20 protein-coding genes and 1 CRISPR repeat array are annotated in these 25,445 nt (G+C 41.7%); of the genes, 16 read left to right on the top strand and 4 right to left on the bottom strand.

Translation table 11 applies throughout. The features are described 5' to 3' along the window. Positions 1 to 83: 83 nt before the first annotated feature. Genes FCN14_RS13425 through FCN14_RS13415 form a run of 3 tightly spaced genes read left to right on the top strand, consistent with a single transcriptional unit; the run spans position 84 to position 3,418 of the window. On the top strand, positions 84 to 1,274 hold the full coding sequence (locus FCN14_RS13425) for a M20 metallopeptidase family protein (protein WP_138431805.1): 1,191 nt from the start codon (positions 84 to 86) through the stop codon (positions 1,272 to 1,274). 60 nt (positions 1,275 to 1,334) lie between these two features. Next, a complete protein-coding gene (locus tag FCN14_RS13420; protein WP_171032936.1) occupies positions 1,335 to 2,429 on the top strand; it encodes an NAD(P)/FAD-dependent oxidoreductase in 1,095 nt (364 codons plus the stop codon). A gap of 23 nt (positions 2,430 to 2,452) precedes the next feature. Further along, on the top strand, positions 2,453 to 3,418 hold the full coding sequence (locus FCN14_RS13415) for an isoaspartyl peptidase/L-asparaginase family protein (protein ID WP_171032935.1): 966 nt from the start codon (positions 2,453 to 2,455) through the stop codon (positions 3,416 to 3,418). A gap of 6 nt (positions 3,419 to 3,424) precedes the next feature. Here FCN14_RS13415 and FCN14_RS13410 read toward each other — a convergent pair whose 3' ends face one another. Beyond that, positions 3,425 to 4,096: a sulfite exporter TauE/SafE family protein gene (locus FCN14_RS13410; RefSeq protein WP_138431802.1), complete on the bottom strand. Its 672-nt coding sequence runs from the start codon at positions 4,094 to 4,096 to the stop codon at positions 3,425 to 3,427. Between the two features lie 51 nt (positions 4,097 to 4,147). Then, positions 4,148 to 4,777 (bottom strand): NUDIX hydrolase, encoded by a 630-nt coding sequence (locus FCN14_RS13405; RefSeq protein ID WP_138431801.1) that lies wholly within the window; start codon positions 4,775 to 4,777, stop codon positions 4,148 to 4,150. Between the two features lie 382 nt (positions 4,778 to 5,159). Here FCN14_RS13405 and FCN14_RS13400 point away from each other — a divergent pair, with 382 nt between their 5' ends. The 5 genes from FCN14_RS13400 to FCN14_RS13380 all read left to right on the top strand — a co-directional run bounded on the left by FCN14_RS13400 (position 5,160) and on the right by FCN14_RS13380 (position 11,013). Next, positions 5,160 to 6,401 (top strand): S8 family peptidase, encoded by a 1,242-nt coding sequence (locus FCN14_RS13400; protein ID WP_212747650.1) that lies wholly within the window; start codon positions 5,160 to 5,162, stop codon positions 6,399 to 6,401. Positions 6,402 to 6,745: 344 nt separating this feature from the next. Next, entirely contained in the window at positions 6,746 to 7,960 is a 1,215-nt protein-coding gene (locus FCN14_RS13395; protein ID WP_138431800.1) for a S8 family peptidase, read from the top strand. A gap of 156 nt (positions 7,961 to 8,116) precedes the next feature. Then, positions 8,117 to 9,121 carry an adenosine kinase gene (locus FCN14_RS13390; protein ID WP_138431799.1) on the top strand — a complete coding sequence of 335 codons (1,005 nt, stop codon included), beginning with the start codon at positions 8,117 to 8,119 and terminating at the stop codon, positions 9,119 to 9,121. An 8-nt stretch (positions 9,122 to 9,129) separates the two neighbouring features. After that, positions 9,130 to 9,726: an RdgB/HAM1 family non-canonical purine NTP pyrophosphatase gene (gene rdgB, locus FCN14_RS13385; protein ID WP_138432074.1), complete on the top strand. Its 597-nt coding sequence runs from the start codon at positions 9,130 to 9,132 to the stop codon at positions 9,724 to 9,726. Between the two features lie 150 nt (positions 9,727 to 9,876). Continuing rightward, the gene (locus tag FCN14_RS13380) at positions 9,877 to 11,013 is read left to right on the top strand and encodes an acyltransferase family protein (protein WP_138431798.1); all 1,137 of its coding nucleotides are present in this window, start codon (positions 9,877 to 9,879) and stop codon (positions 11,011 to 11,013) included. A 2-nt stretch (positions 11,014 to 11,015) separates the two neighbouring features. On the opposite strand, the gene FCN14_RS13375 is transcribed toward FCN14_RS13380, so the two are convergent. Beyond that, positions 11,016 to 12,215 (bottom strand): anhydro-N-acetylmuramic acid kinase, encoded by a 1,200-nt coding sequence (locus FCN14_RS13375; RefSeq protein WP_138431797.1) that lies wholly within the window; start codon positions 12,213 to 12,215, stop codon positions 11,016 to 11,018. A gap of 167 nt (positions 12,216 to 12,382) precedes the next feature. Here FCN14_RS13375 and FCN14_RS13370 point away from each other — a divergent pair, with 167 nt between their 5' ends. From FCN14_RS13370 to FCN14_RS13345, 6 genes are all read left to right on the top strand, one after another. Next, positions 12,383 to 13,924: a sodium:solute symporter gene (locus FCN14_RS13370; RefSeq protein WP_138431796.1), complete on the top strand. Its 1,542-nt coding sequence runs from the start codon at positions 12,383 to 12,385 to the stop codon at positions 13,922 to 13,924. A 264-nt stretch (positions 13,925 to 14,188) separates the two neighbouring features. Then, on the top strand, positions 14,189 to 15,430 hold the full coding sequence (locus tag FCN14_RS13365; RefSeq protein WP_138431795.1) for a serine hydrolase domain-containing protein: 1,242 nt from the start codon (positions 14,189 to 14,191) through the stop codon (positions 15,428 to 15,430). 94 nt (positions 15,431 to 15,524) lie between these two features. Further along, complete coding sequence (locus tag FCN14_RS13360) at positions 15,525 to 16,469, top strand: alpha/beta fold hydrolase (RefSeq protein ID WP_138431794.1); 945 nt, start codon at positions 15,525 to 15,527, stop codon at positions 16,467 to 16,469. Then, on the top strand, positions 16,459 to 16,965 hold the full coding sequence (locus FCN14_RS13355; protein ID WP_171032934.1) for an RNA polymerase sigma factor: 507 nt from the start codon (positions 16,459 to 16,461) through the stop codon (positions 16,963 to 16,965). The genes FCN14_RS13360 and FCN14_RS13355 overlap by 11 nt, the downstream gene beginning before the upstream one ends. 4 nt (positions 16,966 to 16,969) lie before the next feature. Then, on the top strand, positions 16,970 to 17,572 hold the full coding sequence (locus tag FCN14_RS13350) for a hypothetical protein (RefSeq protein WP_171032933.1): 603 nt from the start codon (positions 16,970 to 16,972) through the stop codon (positions 17,570 to 17,572). Between the two features lie 172 nt (positions 17,573 to 17,744). Beyond that, positions 17,745 to 18,263 (top strand): collagen-like protein, encoded by a 519-nt coding sequence (locus FCN14_RS13345; RefSeq protein ID WP_138431791.1) that lies wholly within the window; start codon positions 17,745 to 17,747, stop codon positions 18,261 to 18,263. Positions 18,264 to 18,309: 46 nt separating this feature from the next. Here the strand turns inward: FCN14_RS13345 and metH are convergent, their stop codons facing one another. After that, positions 18,310 to 22,002 carry a methionine synthase gene (gene metH / locus FCN14_RS13340; RefSeq protein ID WP_138431790.1) on the bottom strand — a complete coding sequence of 1,231 codons (3,693 nt, stop codon included), beginning with the start codon at positions 22,000 to 22,002 and terminating at the stop codon, positions 18,310 to 18,312. A 178-nt stretch (positions 22,003 to 22,180) separates the two neighbouring features. On the opposite strand from metH, the gene metF reads away from it, so the two are divergent. Continuing rightward, a complete protein-coding gene (metF, locus tag FCN14_RS13335) occupies positions 22,181 to 23,149 on the top strand; it encodes a methylenetetrahydrofolate reductase [NAD(P)H] (protein WP_138431789.1) in 969 nt (322 codons plus the stop codon). A gap of 306 nt (positions 23,150 to 23,455) precedes the next feature. Continuing rightward, positions 23,456 to 24,473: a CRISPR direct-repeat array (repeat unit 30 nt; unit sequence CTTTTAATAGCACCTTAGAGGAATTGAAAT). A 288-nt stretch (positions 24,474 to 24,761) separates the two neighbouring features. Continuing rightward, complete coding sequence (cas6, locus tag FCN14_RS13330) at positions 24,762 to 25,436, top strand: CRISPR-associated endoribonuclease Cas6 (protein WP_138431788.1); 675 nt, start codon at positions 24,762 to 24,764, stop codon at positions 25,434 to 25,436. The last annotated feature ends 9 nt before the right edge of the window (positions 25,437 to 25,445 follow it).

Raw genomic sequence — 25,445 nt, 5'->3', positions numbered from 1 at the left:
ACATAAATAGGTCTATAGACTTGTAATATAATTTGTATAATTCACAACCCTTATTATAAAGCAGGAAAAAATAATATTTAGTTATGGAATTTAGTAAGCTAAAGCAACGGGCCAAAACGTATCTTGATGATATTATAGCTATGCGACGCCACTTGCATCGTAAACCGGAATTAAGTTATCAAGAGCATAAAACAACTTCCTTTATCGTAGAAGAACTGGAGGAACTTGGTATTAACGTTGATCGGCCATTGCAAACAGGTTGTGTTGGAGTTCTTGAAGGAGGTATAGAGGCTGATAAAGTTGTCGCTTTACGTGCAGATATAGATGCGTTACCGATAACAGAGGAAGGTAAGCATAAAGAGCCCTTTATTTCTGAAAATTCGGGAGTCGCCCATTGTTGTGGGCACGACGCCCATACTGCCAACATGCTGGGAACGGCCCGGTTGCTCTCGGAGATAAGAGATCAGATTGAAGGAACTGTTTTGTTTATATTTCAGCCTGGAGAGGAGAAGTTGCCTGGTGGCGGCCGGTTGCTTTGCGAAACTGGTTACTTGCAGAAAAAAGGTGTAGACGTTATATATGGATTGCATTCATATCCCGATTTGGAGCCAGGCCAGATTGCACTCCGAAAAGGAGCATTAATGGCACGCCCTGATGAATTTCGTGTTGAACTTATAGGCAAAGGTGGGCATGCCGCTTCTCCTCACGAAGCAATTGATCCCATTGTAATGGCATCGCAGTTTGTGAATCAGATTCAAACAATTGTCAGTCGTAATGTAAACCCCACAGAGCCGGCAGTGGTAACAGTTGGGAAAATAGATGGGGGTTCTGCTCACAATGTTATTCCTGCGAAGGTTGATATGTTGGGTACTGTTCGTACCTTTGGTAAAGAAATCGCAGATATGATTCGGGATCGGATTGAAGCAACTGCTAAAGGGGTTGCTGAAGCTACTGGCGGCGCCTATACCTTTGATTTTGACTATGGATATCCTGCCGTTATTAATACCGAATGGGCAGCAGAAAATGTTAAAGATGCCGCAACTGAACTGTTGGGAAATGGAAATGTAAAGCTGCTGGAAGAACCTATAATGGCAGGTGAGGACTTTGCATTTTATCAACAAGAATTCCCCGGGGCATTTTTCTTTTTAGGAAGTGGTAGAGAAGAAACAGGATCAACCTATTCCTGGCACCATCCACAGTATAATATTGATGAAGATTGTTTTATCACCGGGGCTGCACTGATGGCTTCACTTGTATTTAAACCGTTATCTTAGCCTGCTGTTTATATCGTGCATAATTGATTGGCGTCTGGATTTTGAAAAATGAGGTAAATGATGAGCTACAATTTTTCTTTTTGGGAGGAGGATTCCTTATTACAATCCTTTGACATTATTATTATTGGAGCAGGTATTGTGGGGTTGTCGTCTGCGTTATTTTATAAAAGAGCCCATCCCAGTGCCAGGGTAGTAGTGCTGGAACGGGGATTCTTGCCCAGTGGAGCCAGTACCCGAAATGCTGGTTTTGCTTGTGTGGGATCTATCGGTGAACACTTGGCAGATATTAAGAAAGAATCACAAGATATTGTAAAAGAGCGCATTGTTCGGCGATATCGAGGGCTTGAACGTCTCAAGGAGGTGATCGGGGAAGAGGCAATAGGATACCGGCACTGTGGCGGCTATGAATTCTTTACTTCTGGTGATACATTCAATAGGGTGTCATCAGAAGTAGAGCGCTTTAATAGCTGGATGGAAGAACTAATTGGGGAGAGCCAAGTGTATACCCCTACCAAAATGGAAGGTTATTCTGTTATTCAGAACAGATTGGAAGGGTCATTGCATCCCGGTAAGATGATACAGGCGCTGGTGCAGAAAGTAAATGCCGCAGGCATAACTATTAAGTGGAATAGCACGGTTGAAAAAACAACTGCAGATGGCAAAGTCTATATTACTAAGGGGCCGACGTTGAAAGCCGGTCAGGTATTGCACGCTGCAAATGGTTTTATACGTAAGTTGATTTCGGATTTGGATGTTGCCCCGGGGCGTGGTTATGTGCTCGTAACTAATGAACAAAAAGAGTTGCCTTGGAAAGGAATTTTTCATCATGATCGAGGCTATGTCTATTTTCGTAATGTCGGTCAAAGACTGCTTATTGGAGGGGCTCGAAATATTGATAAAGAACAGGAAGAAACGGAGCAGTTTGGAGTAAATCCCAAAATTAAAAAGCAGTTGATACAGTTCGTGGATGAGGTTTTACAATTACCCCAAAATTGGGAGATTGCGTCCGAGTGGTCCGGGATTATGGGTTTTAGTTCTAATAAGTCCCCTATCGTTAGACAGGTTGATAATCGGCGATTTGTGGCAGCGGGCCTCAGTGGCATGGGCATTGCTATTGGGATGGATGTGGCAGAACAAGCAGTAGAAATGTTATAATATTTATTTAATTAAGTACGATCATGATTAGTAGAAAAAACTTTTTGAAAATTTCGGCTCTCGGTGGCTTGTTCCCTTTTCAAGACTGGGCGTCTTCATCCCATTCATTTTCTGGAAAAATAAAGAAGCCGATAGTCATTTCAACGTGGAGACATGGAGTGAAAGCCAATAATGCAGCCTGGAAAGTGCTCAATGAAGGAGGTTCAGCTTTAGATGCTGTAGAAACCGGGGTGCGGGTAACCGAAGCTGACTCTGAGGTGCGAACCGTAGGGTATGGCGGACGGCCGGACCGTGATGGTTTTGTAACTCTTGATGCCTGCATTATGGATGAGCAGCAAGAGTGTGGGTCGGTGGGAGCGATACAACATATAATGCACCCCATATCTGTGGCTCGTAAAGTGAAAGAGAATTCTCCCCATGTGATGCTGGTCGGGCAAGGTGCTGTTGATTTTGCTTTGGATCAAGGGTTTAAGAAGAAAGATTTACTCACAGAAAAGTCTCGAAAAGAGTGGGAGCAGTGGAAAAAAAATGCGAATTATGAACCTAAAGTAAATATTGAAAACCACGACACCATTGGCATGCTGGCACTAGACAGTGAGGGGAACCTGTCGGGAGCTTGTACCACAAGCGGAATGGCGTGGAAAATGCATGGGCGTATTGGAGATTCGCCCCTTATTGGAAGTGGGCTATACGTTGATAATGAAGTGGGAGCCGCATCCGGTACTGGAGTAGGAGAAGAAATTATTAGAGTGTGCGGTAGTCATCTTGTGGTTGAAAATATGCGGCGCGGGGATAGTCCTGAACAAGCTTGTAAAAATGCGGTAGAACGAATAGTAGCAAATAAAGATACTCTTGAAAATACGCAGGTTGGTTTTATTGCCATTAGTAAGCAGGGACAGGTTGGTGGATACAGCATTCAGCAAGGGTTTAATTATGCGGTGCATGATGATACTGATAACCAGCTTATTGACTCCAAATACTTGGTCTAGCGTTTCTTAGAGAATTGGGCTAATAAAAGGAATTCCTAACCCTAGCCCACGCAATATTAGAATAATGCCAACCAGCGCAATAAAATAGGGAGAGAGTTGTCGTAATTTTTTTCGGAAGGCCGGGGGTACCAATCCGCCGGCCAAGCTAATACCCAACATGGCCGGTACCGTACCTAGCCCAAAGCCTGCCATAAAGAGGGTACTGCTTTGGATGCTGCCAAAGGTGAGGGCCGTTGCCAATCCCATATACACAAACCCACAGGGTAGTAAACCATTTAATAAGCCAATAAGGAAGAGGGACCATATTCTTCCATTATTGAACAGCTGTTTGAAATGTCGACTTATTTTATCGATAAACTTAGTTGGCATTTTTTCCATCCGTTGTAGAAGTATTCGCAATTTACTCCATCCGAGAGCTAGCAACATTAGAGCACCCATACCAATAGAAAGCCCTTGTTGGTAGACGCCTATAGCAATCATACTGCTGAAAAAACCAACCAGAAAGCCAAGCAGACTGTAGGTGATGATCCGACCGATATTGTAGATCATTCTGGAGGCTATGTAATAAATACGCTCATTCCTTTTGAGAGGTAGAGCCAGGGCAATGGGGCCACACATGCCTACACAGTGGAAACTGCCAAGAAAACCGAATGTTAAACCTGCTATTATCCACTCCATCTGTAAATTAATGCTTATAATTTAATAGCATTTTTAGTTTAATTGGTTTTATTATTCACAATATGCCCGGTAGAGATCGAGCAGTTCATGTAACATCATTGCTGTAGCTCCCCACAGGGGCACTTGGTGAATATTCCAATAGGGAACTTTATAGCTATGTTTGCCCAGCTCCCAGTTTTCAACACTTAGGTTTTTCTTATGCAAAAGGGAATTTAGTTCAACAGCAAATACTTCTTCAACTTCTGAGGGGTTAATGTCAAATGTGGGTTTTTGTTTTGAAATACCAACAACTGGGGTGACAAGGTTATTTGAATTGTTAATATACAGATCACTGAGTTGTCCTATGATGGTAACAGAATCAGCATTAATACCAATTTCTTCTTCGGCTTCACGTAGTGCTGTTTGGGCAGGGCTTTCTCCCGCTTCAGCTCTCCCTCCCGGAAAACTTATTTGTCCCCCATGGTCAATATCATGACTTCGCAGGGTAAGGGTTAATTCTGCTTCTCCCTCTTCATTGGGGAATAACAAAATTAATACACTGCTGTCATTGGCATGGTTGGGAGCCTCCATTTTTCTAATACTACCACTTGAAATAGGTTTTGGTGCCATCTTGAGCTGAGCCTCTCTTCCGGGCAGCTCCTTTTGTAATCGATTTTTTAAAAAATTAACAAGCTCCTCCATTGGGCTACTAACAATAGCTTTAGGTATTAATGTGCTGTTCTATATTTCCCACAACAGGATTCCATAATCGAACAAAATTCATCTAAATATAACATACCCATTACTAAAATGAGGGTGGTATTTTTGTTTTATGTGAATTATTTAATTGCGTAAATCCTGTATATAGGTCCTGATGCCGTTTCTTGGGCTATAAATATTTTTAGAAAAAAACCTGTAACAATCTAACAATTGTTAACTCTTGTAAATGAAAATGGTGAAAGATCCTTAAAAAATAAGCCAATAGTATTGGTGAGCGTAATAAAAACAACTATTCAGGATTTTTTACCACGATTAGTACACCACAAACAGTGGATAAATTTTAATAGAAAAGGATAGACTATTTATGTTATCTAAATCTAAAATAACAAATAAGTTAATCGCATTTACTGTTGTTGCTCTTCTCGTAATGACAGCTTGTGATAATCCAACTAACAATCAAAAGGAAGAACTAACCAAAAAAGAAGAGATCCAGAAAATAATGGATAAACAGGGCCAGCCTATTGATGGCCAGTACATCGTAGTCTTTGATAAGGACTCTGACAAGAGCAAATCAAAGGCGAAGCTGCGGTCACAAAAAATAAGCTCGATGGTCTCAAAGTACAAAATTGGCAGTGATGCTCTTAAACATAGATTTACCAATGCAATTGGAGGATTCGCGGCCGAGCTTTCTGATAACCAACTTGCCAAGCTACGTAATGATAAAGACGTAGACTATGTAGAGCAAGATCGGATAGTTATACTTTCCCCTCCTAAAATAAATGATCATTATCCTTGGTGGTACTGCTACTATTATGGCATCGGTTGCCATGACGATGACGGCGGTTCGCAAGAGACACCGTGGGGTATTGACCGCGTAGGTGGAGCTACTGCCAGCTCAGGCACCGCTTGGGTTATTGATACAGGTGTAGATCTGGACCATGATGATCTTAATGTTAATACTAACTTGAGCACATCATTTGTTTCTGGTGAACCTTCCGCAGATGATGGTAATGGACATGGAACACACGTTGCAGGAACTATTGCAGCAAAAGACAATAATATCGATGTTGTTGGTGTAGCTGCCGGTGCTACCATAGTAGGTGTAAAAGTACTCGGTAGTAATGGAAGTGGAACCTACTCGGGTATTATAGACGGGATAGATTATGTGGCAGCAAATGCTTCTCCCGGTGATGTTGCTAACATGAGTCTTGGTGGTGGCACTTCCCAATCTGTTGATAATGCTGTACAAAATGCTGCAGATCAGGGTATTTATTTTGCTATTGCTGCAGGTAACGACAGCGATGATGCAAATAATTATTCTCCTGCACGGGTGGAATACAATAACGTGTGGACGATCTCAGCTATCGATTCTAACGATAATTTTGCGTCGTTCTCCAATTACGGTAATCCGCCTATTGAGTATGCAGCTCCGGGTGTGAGTGTTAAATCTCTATGGAAAAATAATGGTACAAATACCATTGACGGTACTTCCATGGCAAGTCCCCATGCTGCAGGAGTATTGCTCGTTACCGGTGGAAATCCCAGCAGTAATGGTACTGCCAATGGCGATCCTGACGGTAATCCCGACCCAATTATTCATCAATAGATAGAAATAAAGTAAGAAACTTTACTCGGGCACCTGTCCATTTGGGCAGGTGCTTTTTATTGGGCTACATTTTTGATCTAAAAAAGAAAAACAGCGAAAGGAAAAAGGCATATACCCTAACCTAGTTAGGTTATGTATCAATATTGGTTTAATGATTAATAATTAATTGTCCATTTATCTTGGAAAATTCGAATCATTTTTGGTTATTAACCCCTCTTAACAATTGTAACAGAAATTTTACAAATGCTTTCTTCCAAAATTCTTTAGGGCATTTCGAGCTATAAATTTCTGTCTTTCAATGTTCGCTTCGGCGAATATAATTTTCAAATAAAAGATGGATAACTATGAGAAATATATTTTCTAAGTTAACCTTAGTGGTTGTGTTAATCGTTTTTGGCTTTGCAGCCTGCGATCAGCCGACCAATAATCTTAACAACGAAAATCAACAAGAAACACAGGATCTTTCCAAAACACCCCAGGATATCGGGAATCGATATATTGTGGTGTTTGATGAAAAAGATTCAAAAGGAAAAGCAATTGGTTCTGATAGAGTAAAAGCTGTCAGGTCTGAAATGCTTACCAGCTACAGCATCGAAGAAAAAGCTGTATCAAATAAATATAATGTCGCTATTCAGGGTTTTGCTGCTAATTTGAGTGATAAGCAGTTATCAGATCTTCGTAACGATGATCGTGTAGCATATATCGAAAAAGATCGTATGGTAGCTTTGGCCCCCCCGGGATCATGCTCGCCATGGCCTTCGTGTAAAGACGGTGATGGTGGTTCAACTTCTCAAACTACACCATGGGGAATTACCCGAATAGGTGGCGCTACTGCTAGTTCTGGTACTGCTTGGGTGATCGATACCGGAGTTGATCTGGATCATCCCGACTTAAATGTTGATCAATCCAGAAGTGTAACTTTTATTACTTCCGGTAAAGATTCAAAGAGTGCTGATGACGGAAATGGTCACGGTACGCATGTTGCCGGTACTATTGCAGCTATTGATAACGATATCGATGTAGTTGGCGTTGCAGCCGGAGCTACGGTAGTAGGTGTAAAAGTGCTTGATAGCCGAGGCAGTGGTTCGTATTCAGGAATTATTAATGGTATCGATTATGTAGCAGCCAATGCTTCTGCCGGTGACGTCGCAAATATGAGTCTCGGCGGTGGGGCTTCTCAGTCTGTTGATGATGCTGTTCGCAATGCCGCAGACCAAGGCATTTACTTTGCAATTGCAGCAGGTAACGACAGTGATGATGCAAATAATTATTCTCCTGCTCGTGTAGAATACAATAACGTGTGGACCGTATCGGCTATTGATGATACGGATACTTTTGCTTCATTCTCTAACTACGGTAATCCACCAATTGAGTATGCTGCTCCCGGTGTTGATATTCTTTCACTATGGATGGATGGCGGTACCGATACTATCAGCGGTACTTCTATGGCAAGTCCTCACGTTGCAGGTCTTCTACTTGTAACAAACGGCAGTCCTAATAGTGATGGAACAGCTATTAATGATCCTGATGGAGATCCTGATCCTATTGCACATAACTAAGTTATTTGATTTAGTTTCTGCATAGTTTTAATGGGCACCTGCTTTTTGTAGGCAGGTGCCTTTTTTATTCAACTACCTTTTTACTTTATTCAGCCCTTCAGAGTTCGTATTTTCTGCACTTTAATATTCTTAATTATAGACCCTTTTATCATTCCTATGAAAAAGAAGTATAACGTTTACGGTATTGGTAACGCCCTTGTAGATATGGAGTTTGAAGTTTCAGATTCATTTCTAAGTAAGCATGAGGTTACCAAAGGGGTTATGACTCTTGTAGATGAAGATACCCAATTTAGTCTGATTGACGATATCAACAGAGAAGAAACAATTGAGAAGCCCGGAGGATCAGCTGCAAATACTATTTTTGCGGTTAGCCAATTTGGAGGCAAAGCATTCTATTCATGCAAGGTAGCGGATGATAAATTCGGAGATTTGTATCTCGAAGACATGAAAGAGGCCGGAATTAACACCAATTTTGACCGCCAGGAACGCGAAAACGGAATCACCGGCAAATGCTTGGTAATGGTTACCGATGATGCGGAACGCACGATGAATACCTATTTAGGGATAACTTCTGAGTTATCACCTAAAGAAATTGATGAACTCGCAATAAAAGACTCGGAATTTGTCTATATCGAAGGGTACCTGGTAGCAGCTGATGGTGGATTTGAGGCGATGAAAGAGACAAAACGAATTGCACAAGAGAATGATGTAAAAACAGCACTTACTCTTTCTGATCCTTCTATAGTAGAAGCTTTTAAGGAGCGTTTTGAGGAAGTAGTGGGGGCTTCGGTAGATCTGCTATTCTGTAATGAAGAGGAAGCAAGGATATATACCGGGAAAAATGATATTATGGAGGCGCGAGAAGCTCTCAAAAAAGAGGCTAATCGTTTTGTCATTACCCAAGGGAAAAATGGGGCAATGATCTACGATGGTGATACTTTTATTGATATTGAACCTTACCAAGTGAAAGCAGTGGATTCTAATGGTGCCGGCGATATGTATGCAGGTGCTTTTCTATACGGCATTACCAATGGTTTAGGATATGCCGGTGCTGGAAAGTTGGCCAGTTTGGCAGGCTCTAAAATCGTATCACAATTTGGTCCGCGACTAAAATGGCACGAAGTACAAGAGATATTGAAGAAATCCAAAGCCAGCGATTAACTGCATATATGTTTGAGACAATTGTTTTAGCATCCGGGAATAAAGATAAGATTAAAGAATTACGAGCAACATTAAAGCCGTTAGGGGTTACGCTCAAATCAACCTATGACTTTCCTGAATTAGAAGAGGTTGTAGAGGATAGACCAACGCTTGAAGGTAATGCTCTTAAAAAAGCTGAATATGTGCATCATGAAACAGGGTTACCGACTCTTTCTGATGATACCGGTCTGGAAGTAGATGCACTTAATGGGGCACCCGGAGTGTATTCGGCCCGCTACGCCGGGGAATCCGTTACCTATCAAGACAATAACGATAAACTGCTAGATGAATTATCGGAGGTACCTACGCAAGATCGTAAAGCACAATTTCGAACGGTTGCTGCTTTTGTTACTGATAAAGGCCAATATGCCTTTGAGGGGATTTGCAGGGGCGAAATATTAAAAGAGGAGCGGGGTGAGCAGGGCTTTGGTTATGATCCTGTTTTTAAACCTGAAGGTTATGAACTTACTTTTGCTGAACTGGGTGCCGATGAAAAGAATAAAATTAGTCATCGGGGAAAGGCGATCCAAAAATTTTACAATTGGTTGAAAAAGCACCCTTCGTAGAGAGATCTGCAAACTATTTGCAACAGGTATTGCATAGAGAGTAAGTAAAAATTAATGTTAGGGCGTTGAAACTGTCAGTCATTTCAATTAACTAAGGGTTTACGCATTGTATATCCCTATTTATTTTTTAGCTGAGTTGGTTGTGAGATTATGGTTCAACGTCGAGAGCGTTTGGTATCGTTAGATGTTTTCAGAGGCATTACTATTGCTGGAATGATTTTGGTTAATAATCCGGGTAATTGGTCGCATGTGTATGCGCCATTGTTGCATGCCCAATGGCACGGCTGGACACCAACCGATCTTATTTTTCCTTTCTTCTTATTTATCGTAGGAGTCGCAATGACGTACTCTTTTGGTAAAATGTTTGAGCGCGAGATTCCCAAATCAGTGTTATATAAAAAGGTGATTAAACGCTCTGTTATACTTTTCGGGATTGGGCTGTTCATGGCCGTATTTCCGCTTATCCGTTTTGATCCGCTGCAATTATACGATTTCTCCTCAATGCGAATTATGGGGGTGCTGCAAAGAATTGCACTTTGTTATTTATTTGCTTCCATTATTTTTTTAGAGTTCCGAAAGGTAAAATCCTTGGTACTGTGGATGGTTGGTATTCTTGTGGGGTATTGGATTTTAATGATGACGGTACCCGTACCGGGTCAGGGTGTTGGCGTACTGACAAAAGAAGGGAATTTGGCGACTTATATTGATCAGCTTTTGTTAGGTGGACATTTATGGAAACCCGGCTGGGAACCAGAAGGATTGCTTAGCACTATTCCTGCTATTGCAACCGTGCTGATCGGTTTATTAACTGGGAAACTATTGCGATCCGGCCAAACAGACCAAGAAAAAGTGATACGTATGTTCCTGTATGGGAACTTGGGCTTAGTACTAGGCCTGATTGTTGATGTCTGGTTTCCTATTAACAAAGGACTTTGGACCAGCAGCTATGTACTCTTTACCGGAGGCTTTGCTCTGCACTTTTTAGCAATTTGTTATTGGCTTATAGATATGAAAGGATACAAGAAATGGGCAGAACCATTTAAGATTTATGGTCTTAATGCTTTAGCAGTATTTGTGCTCTCCTCTTTAATGGCCAAGTTGTTTTACCTTATCCCCGTAACTACCTCAGAGGGTACGAGCAGTATTAAAGGTGTGATTTATGAGGGTTTGTTGCTACCTATTGCGAGCCCGATTAATGCGTCGCTTATCTTTGCAGTAAGCTATATCCTTTTCTGGCTGTGGATAATGTGGCTATTCTATAAGCGAGAGATTTTTATTAAGATCTGATATCAGGTGGGAAAAGATATCTTACCAAAGTTTATTGTAGGACTATCGGGATTGTTGGCATCTAATGAAAATCCCTTCCCGGATAAGGTCTCATTCGCCAATATCGCGAAGATAACAGCTTCTTTAGCATCAGGATTAAATCCAATATTTTCAAAGCTGCTGGTACTGCAACTTGGAAGAAGTTCTGTTATCCAGTTGTAAACTACAGGATTGTGAATCCCCCCTCCGCTTATGTAGATAGCAGGTTGTTGTTCATCCAATACCTTCTTGATAGAGTCAGTAATGGTTTCGGCGGTCAAGCGACTCAATGTTGCTACCAGGTTCTCGGGATCGATATCTGCCACCCCCGCTTTATAAAGAAGGCGATCTACCCAAGTTAAATTGAATAGCTCGGGACCCGTTGTTTTGGGAAGTGGTTTTTTAAAATAGGGATCGGCTTTGAGTGCATTAAGAGCTTTGCGGTTTACTGTTCCCCTCTTAGCAATAGCCCCATCCTTGTCATATTCTTTAGCAAAATATTGTTGAGTTGCCATATCAATCAGTGTATTACCTGGCCCGGTATCAGTGGTAATGGTCTCAGATTGATTGTTATTTCTGGCCGGTAAGTAGGTAAAGTTAGCAATGCCTCCAATATTTAGTAGAACACGATTTTCAGTATGATGAGTATAGAGCAGCCTATCCACAAAAGAGACCATAGGTGCTCCCTCCCCTCCGGCAGCTGTATGTTTTTGCCGGAAATCACCGATGGTTAGGATACCGGTAGTTCGTGCGATATGATCAGAATCTCCAATTTGCAGAGTACTGTTAGGCATACCCTCCTGACGATGCTGGATTTTGGGCAAATGGTAAATCGTTTGTCCATGACTGGCAATACAGTCTATATCCGAAGGGGCAATATCCCATTCGCGCAGTGCTTCATTAACCAGTTTGCCATGGTAATTCCCTAACCAGGAGTGAAGCAGACACACCTCTTCCATCGAGGTCTCATTTATGGAAGAGATTGCGTTAAGTCGCTTTTTGTTTTGAGCTGTGTATAGTTTGGTAATAAATTTTTTGAGTGTAACTTCCGTGCTTTGGCCTGCCCCTTGAACCTCACAGAGTGCAATGTCGAGACCATCAAGAGAGGTGCCCGACATTAGGCCGATAATAGTTTTAGTAGATTTTTGTGCGATCTCTTTTAGTTGTATGATCGAAGAATTCATCCTGTGTTAAAGTATTTAAAAACCAAATGAAGTAATACAGCTTCTAAAATGTTCTCAAAAAATTAGACAACTGCCAATATATAGAACTTCTGTAATGCTAGAAATAAATTACTATAATGGTCTCTCTTCAAATATAATACTAAATGAATCTGATAAGGAGGTCGTAGTTGGGTTTTTCAATTATAGATTATGTAGTTATTGTTGTTTATCTCATTGGCGTTGCCGCATTAGGGATATACGCTGCTGGGCGACAGTCTTCTACCTCAGACTATTTCATGGGAGGCAAAGGGTTACCATGGTGGGCCGTGATGTTCTCGGTAGTAGCAACAGAAACCAGTACCTTAACATTTATCAGTATTCCAGCTGTAGCCTATGGGGGAAACCTTACATTTCTACAGATAACGTTAGGTTATATCGTAGGTCGCTTTCTGGTTAGTGTATTATTACTGCCGGCCTATTTTGAGGGTAAGCAAACTACTGCCTATCAGTTTTTAGCCAATCGTTTTGGTTCCTCCATGCGAAATGCGGCAAGTACTACTTTTATGGTAACCCGTTTGTTGGCAGATGGAGTTCGTCTTTTTGCAACAGCAATACCGCTTGCGATCATTCTTCGGCTGGGCGGGGCCTTTACCGGTTGGGGCGATATCGAGCTTTACCTTCTGTCGATAACGGCCATTTCTGTCATCACCCTGATCTACACTCTTATAGGTGGAATTAAAGCAGTTGTTTGGATGGATGTTATGCAGATGGGGGTATATATCGGCGGTGCGGTTCTGGCCATCGGTGTAATGTATGGAGAGCTGCCCGAAGGAATAGCAGGAGCCGTTGCCATTGCTGCTGATGCTGGAAAAACACAGATTCTGGACTTCGGTTTTGGTCAGCCGTTTACTGATTTTATTGCACAGCCCTACACCTTTTTTACTGCTCTTATTGGGGGGGCAATTTTCTCCATTGCCTCGCACGGCACCGACCAGCTTATTGTGCAGCGTCTGCTTACTACCCGGGATGTAAAAGACAGTCAGCGTGCTCTGGTATGGAGTGGAGTAGTGGTAGCCCTGCAGTTTGGGCTCTTTCTTTTTATCGGTTTACTATTATACAGTTTCTATGATGCACAAACCGCACAGCAGCTCGGGCTTGCCACTACTGATGAGATATTTGCCAAATTTATCGTTGAACAGCTTCCTGTAGGACTTTCGGGGCTCATTATCGCTTCTCTCTTTGCAGCAGCTATGAGTAGCCTCAGCTCTTCTCTTAACTCGTTGGCTTCGTCTACGACTTTGGATCTGTACAAACCCTACTTCGGTCAGGACAATACCCCTGAAGAAGACCTTAGGATTTCACGAATTATCACAATGGTTTGGGCTTTTATCTTAACAGGTTCAGCCTTCTTTTTTGCTTACTTGCAGCTACAGGAAGGGGAACGGCCAGCAGTTGTTGAGTTGGGACTCGGCATAGCCTCATATACCTATGGCGGACTATTGGGTGCTTTTTTGTTAGGTAGGTTATTTTCAGCACCGGATAAAACAGATGCAATGATAGGGTTTTTTGTAGGATTGGTATCACTGCTGTTTATGGTAGAAGGCCCCATTCAAAATATCTTGCCGGGAGAACCTTTATCTATCGCCTGGCCGTTGTATACGGTGGCAGGCAGTGTGATCGTGATAGTCGTAGGGAATATCTCAAATTTAATTCGTAGAGAAAGAGTTTAATCTCAATGTTATTTTACCTTTGTAAAGGTTAGTAGTTCATTTTTTCAACGATGAAAAAAACAAACCCCAAAAATCGCTGGCTATGAATTAAAAATTGTTTTTGAACATCAGTCGATGATGATTTCAATGGTCCGTTGAGATTTTGCTGACTCTAAAAATTTAAATTGGTATGAAATTATCAACCATAGACTGATATACTTCACTTAAATTCATATGCCAGAAAATTAAAACTGGTAAAAAATATTTTACTGAACCACAATGAAGATGATCAACAACAAAATATATATCATTGGTCTCTTGTTGTTTGGCCTCATTAGTTGTTCTCATGAGAATGAAGTTGAACAACCTATAACAGGGCAAATTCCTGCTATTGATAGTCTCATTGAGAAAGAGATAGCAGCTGATCATATTCCAGGGGCAGTGATACAGGTAAAGAAAGGAGATTCAATATTACATCGGGCGGCTTATGGCTATTCCAAGAAGTATGACTATAATCTGAAGCAGCTCGAGTATCCCCAAAAGATGACCACAGATCACCTATTTGATTTGGCTTCGCTCACCAAGGTTTGTGCCACCACCCTTGGGATTATGAAACTGGTAGATGAAGGGCAAATAGCTCTGGATAATCCCGTGTTTAACTATTTACCGGAATTTGATCAAGGAGAAAAATCGAAGATAACAGTTCGCCACTTGTTAACCCACAGTTCGGGGTTGGCCCAGTGGAAACCGACCTATTATTATGCTTCAAATCCTCAACAGTGTCGCCAATATATTGCAGATCTCTCTCTAAAGTGGAAGGTAGGAGAGGAGCGCCACTATAGCGACTTGGGTTTCATGGTGTTGGGAGATATTATCGAAAAGGTTACGGGGATGCCGATGAACAACTACCTGCAACAGGAGATTTACGGGCCGCTGGACCTCTCACATACGGTCTTTAATCCCCTTGAAAAAGAATTGGAACCTGTTATTGCAGCTACCTCGCACGGAAACCCCTTTGAAAAACAGATGGTGTATGACAACAATTTTGGCTACCGAGTAGCGGTGGAGCCGGAACTGTGGGATGGTTGGCGACAGTATACTTTGCAAGGAGAAGTGAATGACGGTAATGCCTGGTATGCCAATAAGGGAGTGGCCGGCCATGCGGGGCTATTTTCTTCGGTAGATAACCTGCAGGTACTTATCGATCTTTTATTGCATGATGGTGTATACGGTGGAGAGCAAATTATCTCACCTTCGGTTGTGGATACCTTTTTAACTGAGGATAGGTTTGGAAATGGATTAGGGTGGGCGATGGATTCAGAGTTTATTTCGGCGGAAGGAAGTCCGGCTGGGACGTTTGGTCACACCGGCTTTACGGGAACAAGTATTGTGGCGGTACCGCGCGATTCCCTTTCTATTATTTTATTAACGAACAGGCAAAATGTAGGGCGTCAGGAAAATGGCTATTATTTTGATTTAGGTCCGCTGCGGCAGGCTGTTTATAATGCCGTGAAAAAAGAGCGCTAGAATACCGGTAAATACTTTAAAAAAAACTGTAATAATTTAGTTTTTGGGAGTCTAACATAGTAGAAGGTATAACATTAATTAAACTTCTGTACGTATGCAGATTACTACATCTACTATGATTTCATTCTTTTCAAAGAGAAAGATTCGTCAACTTAATATACTCCTATTACTATGGTTCATTGCATTTCCGTTTTGGGTAGAGGCACAATCGGAAGATCCCAAAAATACTCATCGAGAACCGGCCTTTACTGTTGATATTTATGGTTCGGGTCCTCCTCTTTATCTGATTCCCGGTTTGGCAAGTAGCGGGGAGGTTTGGCAGGGAACTGTTGAGCAGCTAAAAAACCGCTATGAATGTCATGTTTTTACGTTAGCCGGTTTTGCCGGAAACGAGCCGATAGATAAAAAGCCTTATCTGAAAACAATTAGAGATAAATTAATAGAATATATCGATCGCAGTGGCCGGGGTATTGTCATGGGACATAGCCTGGGAGGATTTTTATCTCTGTGGATAACAGCCGAGAATGAGAGTCTTGTTGAAAAAGCGGTGGTAGTAGACTCTTATCCCTTTTTAGCAGCCTTGCGCCAGCCAAAAGTGACAGAAGAGACCGTACAGTTCCCTCGGCAGATGATGATTCAACAGATGACTGCAATGGACTTCAGCCAGTTTCGGCAACAGCAGAAACATACCTTATCAACAATGATAACAGCCGAGAAAGATCTCAAGAAAGCTCTGCAGTGGTCCATGCGTTCAGATCGGGCTACCATTGTACATGCGATGGGTGATTTAATGCAGACTGACCTTCGGGATGATATTAGCACCATTGAAATACCTACGTATATTATGATTGCAGGGAATATATCAATGAATGGAACACCCTTATATACAAAAGATCAGGTGCAACAGATGGCAGAAGAGCAGTATAAAAGCCTTTCTGATAAAACTATTGAGGTGGCAGAAAAGGCCCGGCATTTTATAATGATGGATGATCCGGAATGGTTTCATCAAACACTTGAGCAATTTCTGGATGAAGAATAAGGAACCAAAGAAAGATCGGTTTGAACAGCTTTATCAGCATCATAGCAATAAAGTCTATCGCATTTGTACGGGATATTTGCAGGATGAGAATAAGGTTAAAGATCTGTTCCAACAGGTGATGTTGAATATATGGAATAACCTTGAGTCGTTTCGCGGCGAAGCCCAGATAACTACGTGGGTCTATCGTATTACTGTCAATACAGCTATCACCTTTACAAAGAGTGAAAAGCGCCTCAATAAACGGTTCCGGTTGGAAGCTGATTTTACGGATATTGAAGATGATAACCACAGCAGTTTTTCTCCTGATCTTTTGCCTCGGCTCCAAAAACTTAATGATTGCATTCATCAGCTTGATAAGCAAAATCGTATCATTATTACGCTGTACCTGGAGGGGCTCAGTTATAGTGATATTGGAAAAGTAGTGGGGATATCGGAAAACTATGTGGGAGTAAAGATAAATCGTATTAAAAAAGAATTAGACCAATTAATGAGGTAACCCGATGAACTTGGATGAACTAAAATCTGATTGGCAATCGATGGATAAACCAGATTCGTTTGAAGTTGATAGTGAATCATTTAAAAAAATGCTTAGCCAATTTGAACAGATACAGCAAAAAACAAAGAAGGAGAATATCGTGCTTACTGTTTTGTTTTTCTTAACGATAGCCTTTTTGTGGGGCATGTTTTTATTGATGGGAAAACACTCATGGTGGGTATGGAGCGGCCTTCTAATTATAACAGCTGAGATGGTTATTGCCGGAGGTTTTGCCTGGTATCGAAATACAGGAAAAAGATGGAAGCAGTTGCGTCAGGAAAGTGCCCAGTACCTTCAACTGGCCATCAGCAAGCTGAAATATCGCAGGTTTTTAATGCTTGTCATTATCCCCGTTTATATCCTGTTACTGATAGTTGCGATTAATTTTATCTATATGGACGTAATAAGTGATCTTCAGCTTCAGTGGCGATTGATTATTCATTTTGGGATAAGTGTGGCTCTGGCCGGTTTTACTGTAGCTGAGATTTGGCGCAGATATAGGAGGGAATGCCGGGAGATTGACCCAATTATTGAGGAATTCGAGTCGTTAAAAAAGAAGCTGGAATAGCTATATATTCTCAATATTGCCTTTTACAAAAGGTCTAAAAATTAGGTTGTATTTTATTTTTTTCTTAAGAAAATAAAATAGGTCCCTCACATGTTTATGTGAATGTTTTGGTGTGCCTAAATATTAACTTATAGTAAATAATAAACTTAAACCCTTAACTTTTAGGCCCACTATGATGAGAAAAATTACTGTTACTGTGTTATTGTTATTTGTAATCTCTTGTGGGGGAGAGGAGGGTCCTGTTGGCCCTGAAGGACCTCCCGGACCGTCAGGTAAGATATATGAGATAGAAACCAGTTTTACCGAATCCAACAATTATACTGTTTTTTCCACTTTCCCTGATGATATTACCGTTTTGGAAAGTGATATCGTTATGGTCTATCTGTTATGGGAGGTTGATCAGGAAACAGGTAATGATGTCTGGCAGCCCCTTCCCGTTTCTGTTTTCTTCGATAATGGAGAAATGCAATATGCCTTCGATCATACATTTACTGATGCCAAGCTTTTTTTAACCGGAGATGTTGATTTAAGTACTGTTGGAGATGAGTTCACCAGGAATCAAATATTTAGAATAGCCATTTTACCTGCCGACTATATTCAGTCAAACAAAGTAGATATGTCGAATATGGAAGAGGTCGTGAATGCTATAGGTTCTAGCAATGTAAAACACTTACAGTTGCAGGATTACTAGGAATATTAGCCTTTCCAAGTTTTAAAGCTTGGAAAGGCTGTTAATCTCATTCCGGGTCATAGCTTAGGTTAGGACCCAGCCAGCGTTCAATTTTTTCTACACTCATGCCCTTTCGATTAGCATAATCTTTAATCTGATCTTTTTCCAGGTTACCTACATTAAAGTAATCTGAGTCAGGATGAGCAAAATACAACCCACTCACCGAGGCAGCAGGATGCATAGCACATGATTCGGTTAGGGATATACCTGTAGTTTCAGGTACATCCAACAGGTCAAACAGAATGCGTTTCTCGGTATGATCCGGTTGGGCCGGATATCCCGCAGCCGGACGAATACCATCATACTGTTCTTTGATAAGTTCCTTGTTGGTTAGGTCTTCATCAGGAGCATAGCCCCAAATGCTGGTCCGCACCTTTTCGTGGATAAGCTCGGTAAAAGCTTCTGCCAGTCGGTCGGCCAGAGCCTTGGTAAGAATGGCATTATAGTCATCGTGGTCATCCTCAAACTGTTTAACCAGCTCTTTAGCGCCGAGCCCGCATGTTACAGCAAAGCCACCCATATAGTCATTAATACCAGATGATTTGGGAGCCACAAAATCGGAAAGTGCCTTGTTGGGTTGGCCTCTGCGTTTTTGAGCCTGCTGTCGGAGCATATGGAAGGTAGTCAGTACCTCTTCGCGGCTGTCATCGGTATAGAGTTCTACATCATCGCCCACGGCATTGGCAGGAAATAATCCCATTACTGCTTTAGCTTTGAGCAGTTTTTGATCTACAATTTTGTCCAGAAGTTTATTGGCATCTTTATAAAGTTTCTGAGCTTCCTCTCCATACTTTTCATCTTCGAGCACTTCCGGGAAACGTCCTTTCATTTGCCAGGCGATAAAGAAAGGTCCCCAGTCGATGTAGTTACGAATTTCATCAAGTGGATAGTTATCAAAGATCTTTGTACCCAACTTGTTGGGTTTTATGATTTCTGAGTTTTTCCAGTCGATCTCTGTGGCATTTTCACGTGCTTGATCTATTGGGAGGTAAGTTTTTCGATTTGACCGCCCTTCGTGGCGCTCTCGTAACTTCACATATTCATCCTTTGTCTGGCTAACGAAATCGTCACGCAGCGTTTTAGATATTAGGTTACCGGTAACAGAAACACTTCGTGAAGCGTCAAGTACGTGAACAACAGGTTGGTCGTAATTGGGTTCAATTTTTACTGCTGTATGCATGCGAGAAGTCGTTGCCCCGCCGATCATAAGTGGTTGTTCGAACTCTTCGCGATCCAACTCTTTAGCCACGTGCACCATCTCATCCAGAGAAGGAGTAATCAGGCCACTGAGCCCAATGATATCAACATTCTCTTTACGTGCTTCTTCCAGGATTTTATCCGCCGGAACCATCACACCCAGGTCTACAACATCAAAATTGTTACAGCGCAATACCACCGACACTATATTTTTTCCAATATCATGGACATCCCCCTTAACAGTAGCCAGCAGTACCTTTGCCTTAGGTTCACTGTTCTGGTTTTTCTCTTTCTCCTTTTCGATGTAGGGGATCAGGTGGGCAACCCCCTTCTTCATCACGCGAGCACTTTTAACCACCTGGGGTAAAAACATCTTGCCAGAACCAAATAGATCACCCACCACATCCATACCGTTCATCATCGGTCCTTCAATAACTTCAATAGGATGCTCAAACTGTTGACGTGCTTCTTCTACGTCCTCAACAATATGATCGACAATACCTTTGACGAGGGCATGTTTGATTCGTTCTTCAACAGAGTTTTCGCGCCATTCAGCCGTCTTTTTCTCCTTTTTAGGGCCTTCATCTTTAATCTCTTCGGCATAATTTACCAATCGTTCTGTGGCGTTATCGCGACGGTTGAGCAGTACATCTTCAACAAGCTCTTTCAGCTTATCAGGAATTTCCTCGTATACTTCCAGCTGTCCGGCATTGACAATAGCCATATCGAGGCCGGCCTGTATTGCGTGATATAAGAACGCCGAGTGCATCGCCTCACGCACCCTGTTATTGCCACGGAAAGAGAACGAAATGTTACTCAGTCCGCCACTTACTTTAGCCAGTGGCAGGTTCTGTTTGATCCACTTCGTAGCGTTAATAAAATCAACGGCGTAGTTTCTGTGCTCTTCAATACCCGTTGCTACTGTTAAGATATTAGGATCCATAATAATATCTTGGGGAGCAAAGCCAACTTCCTCGGTAAGGATTTTATAAGCACGTTCGGCAATCTCAATACGACGCTCAAAGTTGTCGGCCTGACCTTTTTCATCAAACCCCATGACCACTACAGCACCGCCAAAGTTAAGGATTTCACGGGCATGCTCTTTAAACTCTTCTTCACCTTCTTTAAGACTGATAGAGTTTACCACACATTTGCCCTGCGTGGTTTTAAGCCCTGCTTTCAGTACCGACCATTTTGAAGAGTCAATCATAACCGGTACGCGAGAAATATCAGGTTCTGCGGCCAGAAGCTGCAAGAAATCTACCATTACTTCCTCAGATTCCAGCATACCTTCATCCATGTTGATGTCGATGATCTGGGCCCCGTTTTCTACCTGTTGGCGTGCAACAGAGAGTGCTTCTTCATGTTCCTCATTTTTAATAAGGCGCTTAAATTTGCGTGATCCCATTACATTGGTACGTTCTCCGATATTCACAAAGTTAGTATCGGGACGAACAACCAGCGGCTCCAGTCCGCTGAGTCGCAGATAGGGTTCTTGGTCCGGGATCTCGCGCGGAGAACATTCTTTTGCCGCTTCGGCAATTGCTTCAATATGTTCGGGCGTTGTACCACAGCAACCGCCAACCAAGTTTACAAAATTCGATTCAGCATAGTCGCGCAGCTGATCGGCCATAAATTCCGGGCTCTCATTGTATTCGCCCATCTCATCGGGCAAGCCGGCATTGGGATAGAGACTGGTATGGCAGGTAGCGACATTGGCGAGCTCTTCGATATAGGGTCGCATCTGCTTAGATCCCAACGAGCAGTTTAAGCCAACACTGATTAGGTTTTTTGTATGTGATACCGAAATCCAGAATGCTTCGGTCGTTTGTCCCGACAGGGTACGTCCGCTTTGATCTACAATAGTACCGGAGATCATTACCGGCAACTCTTTGCCCGTTTCTTCGTTGTATTTATGGATGGCATAAATAGCAGCCTTGGCATTAAGTGTATCGAATATCGTTTCGACCAGCAGAATATCTGCCCCACCGTCAACTAAGCCATGGATCTGTTCGGTATAGGCCTCTTTAAGCTGATCAAAGGTGATGTCACGGTAGCCGGGATCTTCCACATCAGGTGAAAGAGAAAGGGTTTTATTGGTAGGTCCAATGGCACCGGCCACAAAACGGGGCTTGCTCGGGTTTTGCTCCGTAAATTTATCAGCAACTTCGCGAGCATTTTGTGCTGCCGCTACATTAAGTTCATAGGCCAGGTCTTCCATGTTATAGTCGGCCTGTGAAATGGAAGTGCTGTTAAAGGTATTGGTTTCAATGATATCAGAGCCGGCAGCCAGGAATTGACTGTGGATATCTTTAATGATCTCAGGTTGGGTTAGGCTTAAAAGGTCGTTATTGCCTTTTAGTTCAGCGTCCTCAAAATCCTTAAATCGTTCGCCTCGATAATCGTTTTCGGAAAGGTTGTGATTCTGGATCATCGTGCCCATGGCACCATCCAGAATTAAAATACGATCTTGTAACAGATCTTTAATGTGATCAAATTTCATGTTTTTGTAATGCTCAGGTAATAGGTTATAAGGTACTTTTGGTTGCACAAAAACTTTTCAACTAAGCTACGAAGTGATTACCTTAACACTGTTTTACCATTCTAGAGGATATATTACTAGAATTGCGTAGCTAGCAGAAAAATTTTTGGACCCCAAGTTACAAATAATACTACAGTAAATGAAAGTTATAGAACATTACGATCGAGCGGATGAACCTTTGATTTCTTTTGAAATCATTCCACCTAAAAGAGGGGGATCGGTGAAAAAGGTCTTTGAATCGCTTGACAAAGTGATGAAATATAATCCGCCCTTTATTGATGTGACCTATCACGCAGCAGAGTCGTACTACGAGGAGCTTGGTGATGGTACTATTAAGCGGCATATCAAGCGCAAGCGTCCGGGTACAATCGGCCTTTGTGCTGCTATAAAGCATAAATATGATGTTGATCCAGTACCGCACCTTATTTGCGAAGGTTTTACCAGAGAGGAAACGGAAGATGCGTTAATAGAGCTAAACTTCCTGGGAATCGATAACGTGCTGGCTATTCGAGGAGATGCCCAAGAGAATGCTACACCCCGTCTTAAAAATGGGACCTTTAATAAATATGCTATTGATTTGGTCAACCAGATCAAGGATATGAATCGGGGGAAATACCTTGAAGATATCGTTAATGCGCACGAAACGAACTTCTGTGTGGGTGTGGCAGGCTATCCGGAGAAGCATTTTGAAGCACCCAATCTCGATTTTGACATAGAGATGCTCAAGAAGAAAGTCGATGCGGGCGGTGACTATATTGTTACCCAGATGTTCTTTGACAATGAGGCCTACTTCCGGTTTGTAGATAAATGTCGGAGCGCAGGAATCAAATGTCCTATTGTTCCCGGTTTAAAAGTACTCACCCGGGAGCGACATCTTAACTTTTTGCCCAAATTTTTTCATTTGAATATCCCTGAAGCGTTGTCTGACGAAGTGCAGGCAGACCCCGAAAATGCACGAGAGATTGGTGTTGAGTGGGCTGCACAACAGTGCACCGAACTGCTTGAAAAGGGCGTGCCCGGTATCCATTTCTACATCATGGGTGATCCTACTCCAGCACTGGATGCTGTGGATCAGTTACCCTTGGGACACGATGTGGTAAAGCGGTAAATTATAGGAGATCTTAACGCCCCGACTGAGGATTGTTTACATTCGGGGCTTTTCTTTTAGAAATGGCATTGCTGTATTCAAGAGTGGAATATTGCTGAAAGAAATCGTCGCCCCTTCTTTATATACAGAACTAACATAGATCCTGCTCTTTTTTAAAATAAAGTGGGCGTTGAACTGTTTTAAAGCCCAATTTTAGTAGTCGTCGGCCTCCCTGGAACATTACAGTACTCCATGCCGACGATTTTTTATTGCTTTTATGGGCATAAAATAGGAATATATGAACTGCAGTGGCCCATTTTGCCACGGCTTTTAATAGCACCTTAGAGGAATTGAAATTATTATCAGGCTTTTCATAATATACAACAAGAATACCTTTTAATAGCACCTTAGAGGAATTGAAATCAGTAATGGGAAAGACAGATGAAGCAAGCGAATATCTTTTAATAGCACCTTAGAGGAATTGAAATTCCGTATAGCTGGCAACTTGTCCAGCAAATACAACGCTTTTAATAGCACCTTAGAGGAATTGAAATTTTGCCATTAACTTGTTTTGCCTCACAAAGAAAATACTTTTAATAGCACCTTAGAGGAATTGAAATTCGTGTTTCTTGATTCGTAGAGTCACCCTGCGCTCCTTTTAATAGCACCTTAGAGGAATTGAAATGTGTATTCAAACGATGTAAAGAAGCCTGTCAAGTCACTTTTAATAGCACCTTAGAGGAATTGAAATAGCTCTTCGGCTTTCTCCGGGAATCGCTTAGCCAGCTTTTAATAGCACCTTAGAGGAATTGAAATCAATATGTACAGGGTATTCCTACGGCTGGCAAGTACCTTTTAATAGCACCTTAGAGGAATTGAAATGAGTTTACTCCTGATGCCCAGGAAGCGATTGAAAATACTTTTAATAGCACCTTAGAGGAATTGAAATAAGATATCGGGGTCATTTCCGTTATGTCCTAAGCTCTTTTAATAGCACCTTAGAGGAATTGAAATTTCAGAAAGGTATTACCCTACTTCTTAGTGGTGGGCTTTTAATAGCACCTTAGAGGAATTGAAATTCTTGTATACGTTCTAGTAGGTTGGTGATAGCTTTTTCTTTTAATAGCACCTTAGAGGAATTGAAATTTAGCTATTAACTTGCCAGAAGACTCTTCAATCTCCTTTTAATAGCACCTTAGAGGAATTGAAATTCGTCAAAGTGTGATTGGTCAAACGGATACACGCCTACTTTTAATAGCACCTTAGAGGAATTGAAATGGCTTTTTGTCATTCACCGATAATGGTGATGGTACCGCTTTTAATAGCACCTTCTAGGAATTAAAGTCCGTACAAGATAAGAACCCTTTTACTAGCATCTTAGGGGACTAAAATCAAGATACCAATAACTAATCAACCGATCCCCTTCTTTATAAATATTTTAACTCAGTTAGATAATAAAAAGTGAGTTTGAAAATGGGGTGACAGTATGGTGTCAGTGGGACCGTTATCTTAAAATTGAAGTTAATACATCCAAGCTTACGATTTGTAATAGAAAGATAGAATACATTAATTGCTAAAAATAAGCATTAGCTTTACAGGATAGATTCAAATCAACAGAGGCATCAAGAATGTTATGAGACTACATCTGAAGCTCACTCCTAATACCGACCCTGTCCCATTCAACTATCAGCACCAGCTTACCGGGGTTCTTCATAAGTGGCTGGGCCAAAATAACCTGCATGATAAAATATCGCTGTATTCTTTTTCGTGGTTGAGGGGGGATTTTAAACAGGTTGACAAAGACCATATCACTTTTTCAAAAGGTGCAGATTGGTATATAAAATGCTGGAATGAAGATATTATTCAAGCTTTGAGAGATGGGATCAAAGATGATAGTTCTGTAATTCGAGGGATGAAAGTTTATAAAAAGTCAGTTAAGGTTACACCTAATTTCGGGTCCGTGTTCCGATTTGAAGTTGATAGTCCTGTGCTTACAAGAATAAACAGGGATGATAAGAGCCGAAAGCATTTGACGTTCGAAGATGAGAAAGCAGACGCCAGCTTAACACGGACACTGCGAAGTAAATTAAAAGAAGCTGGCTTTTCTAATGGTGATTCTGAAGTAATCGTTGGATTTGATAGAAGTTATAATAATGCTCATACAAAGCTGATCCGAATTAAAGATGATATTAGGCTCAAAACAAGTATTTGCCCGGTTATCGTGGCTGGTACGCCCAAAGCGGTGCAATTTGCTTGGAATGTGGGAATAGGTGAGATGACGGGTAGTGGATTTGGATGTTTAAAGTGAGAGAATACT

It is taken from the genome of Fodinibius saliphilus (genome assembly GCF_005869845.1).
In the GTDB taxonomy this organism is placed as follows: domain Bacteria; phylum Bacteroidota; class Rhodothermia; order Balneolales; family Balneolaceae; genus Fodinibius; species Fodinibius saliphilus.
Note: the sequence above shows the minus strand (reverse complement) of the source record. Positions and strands in the feature narration are given on the sequence as shown.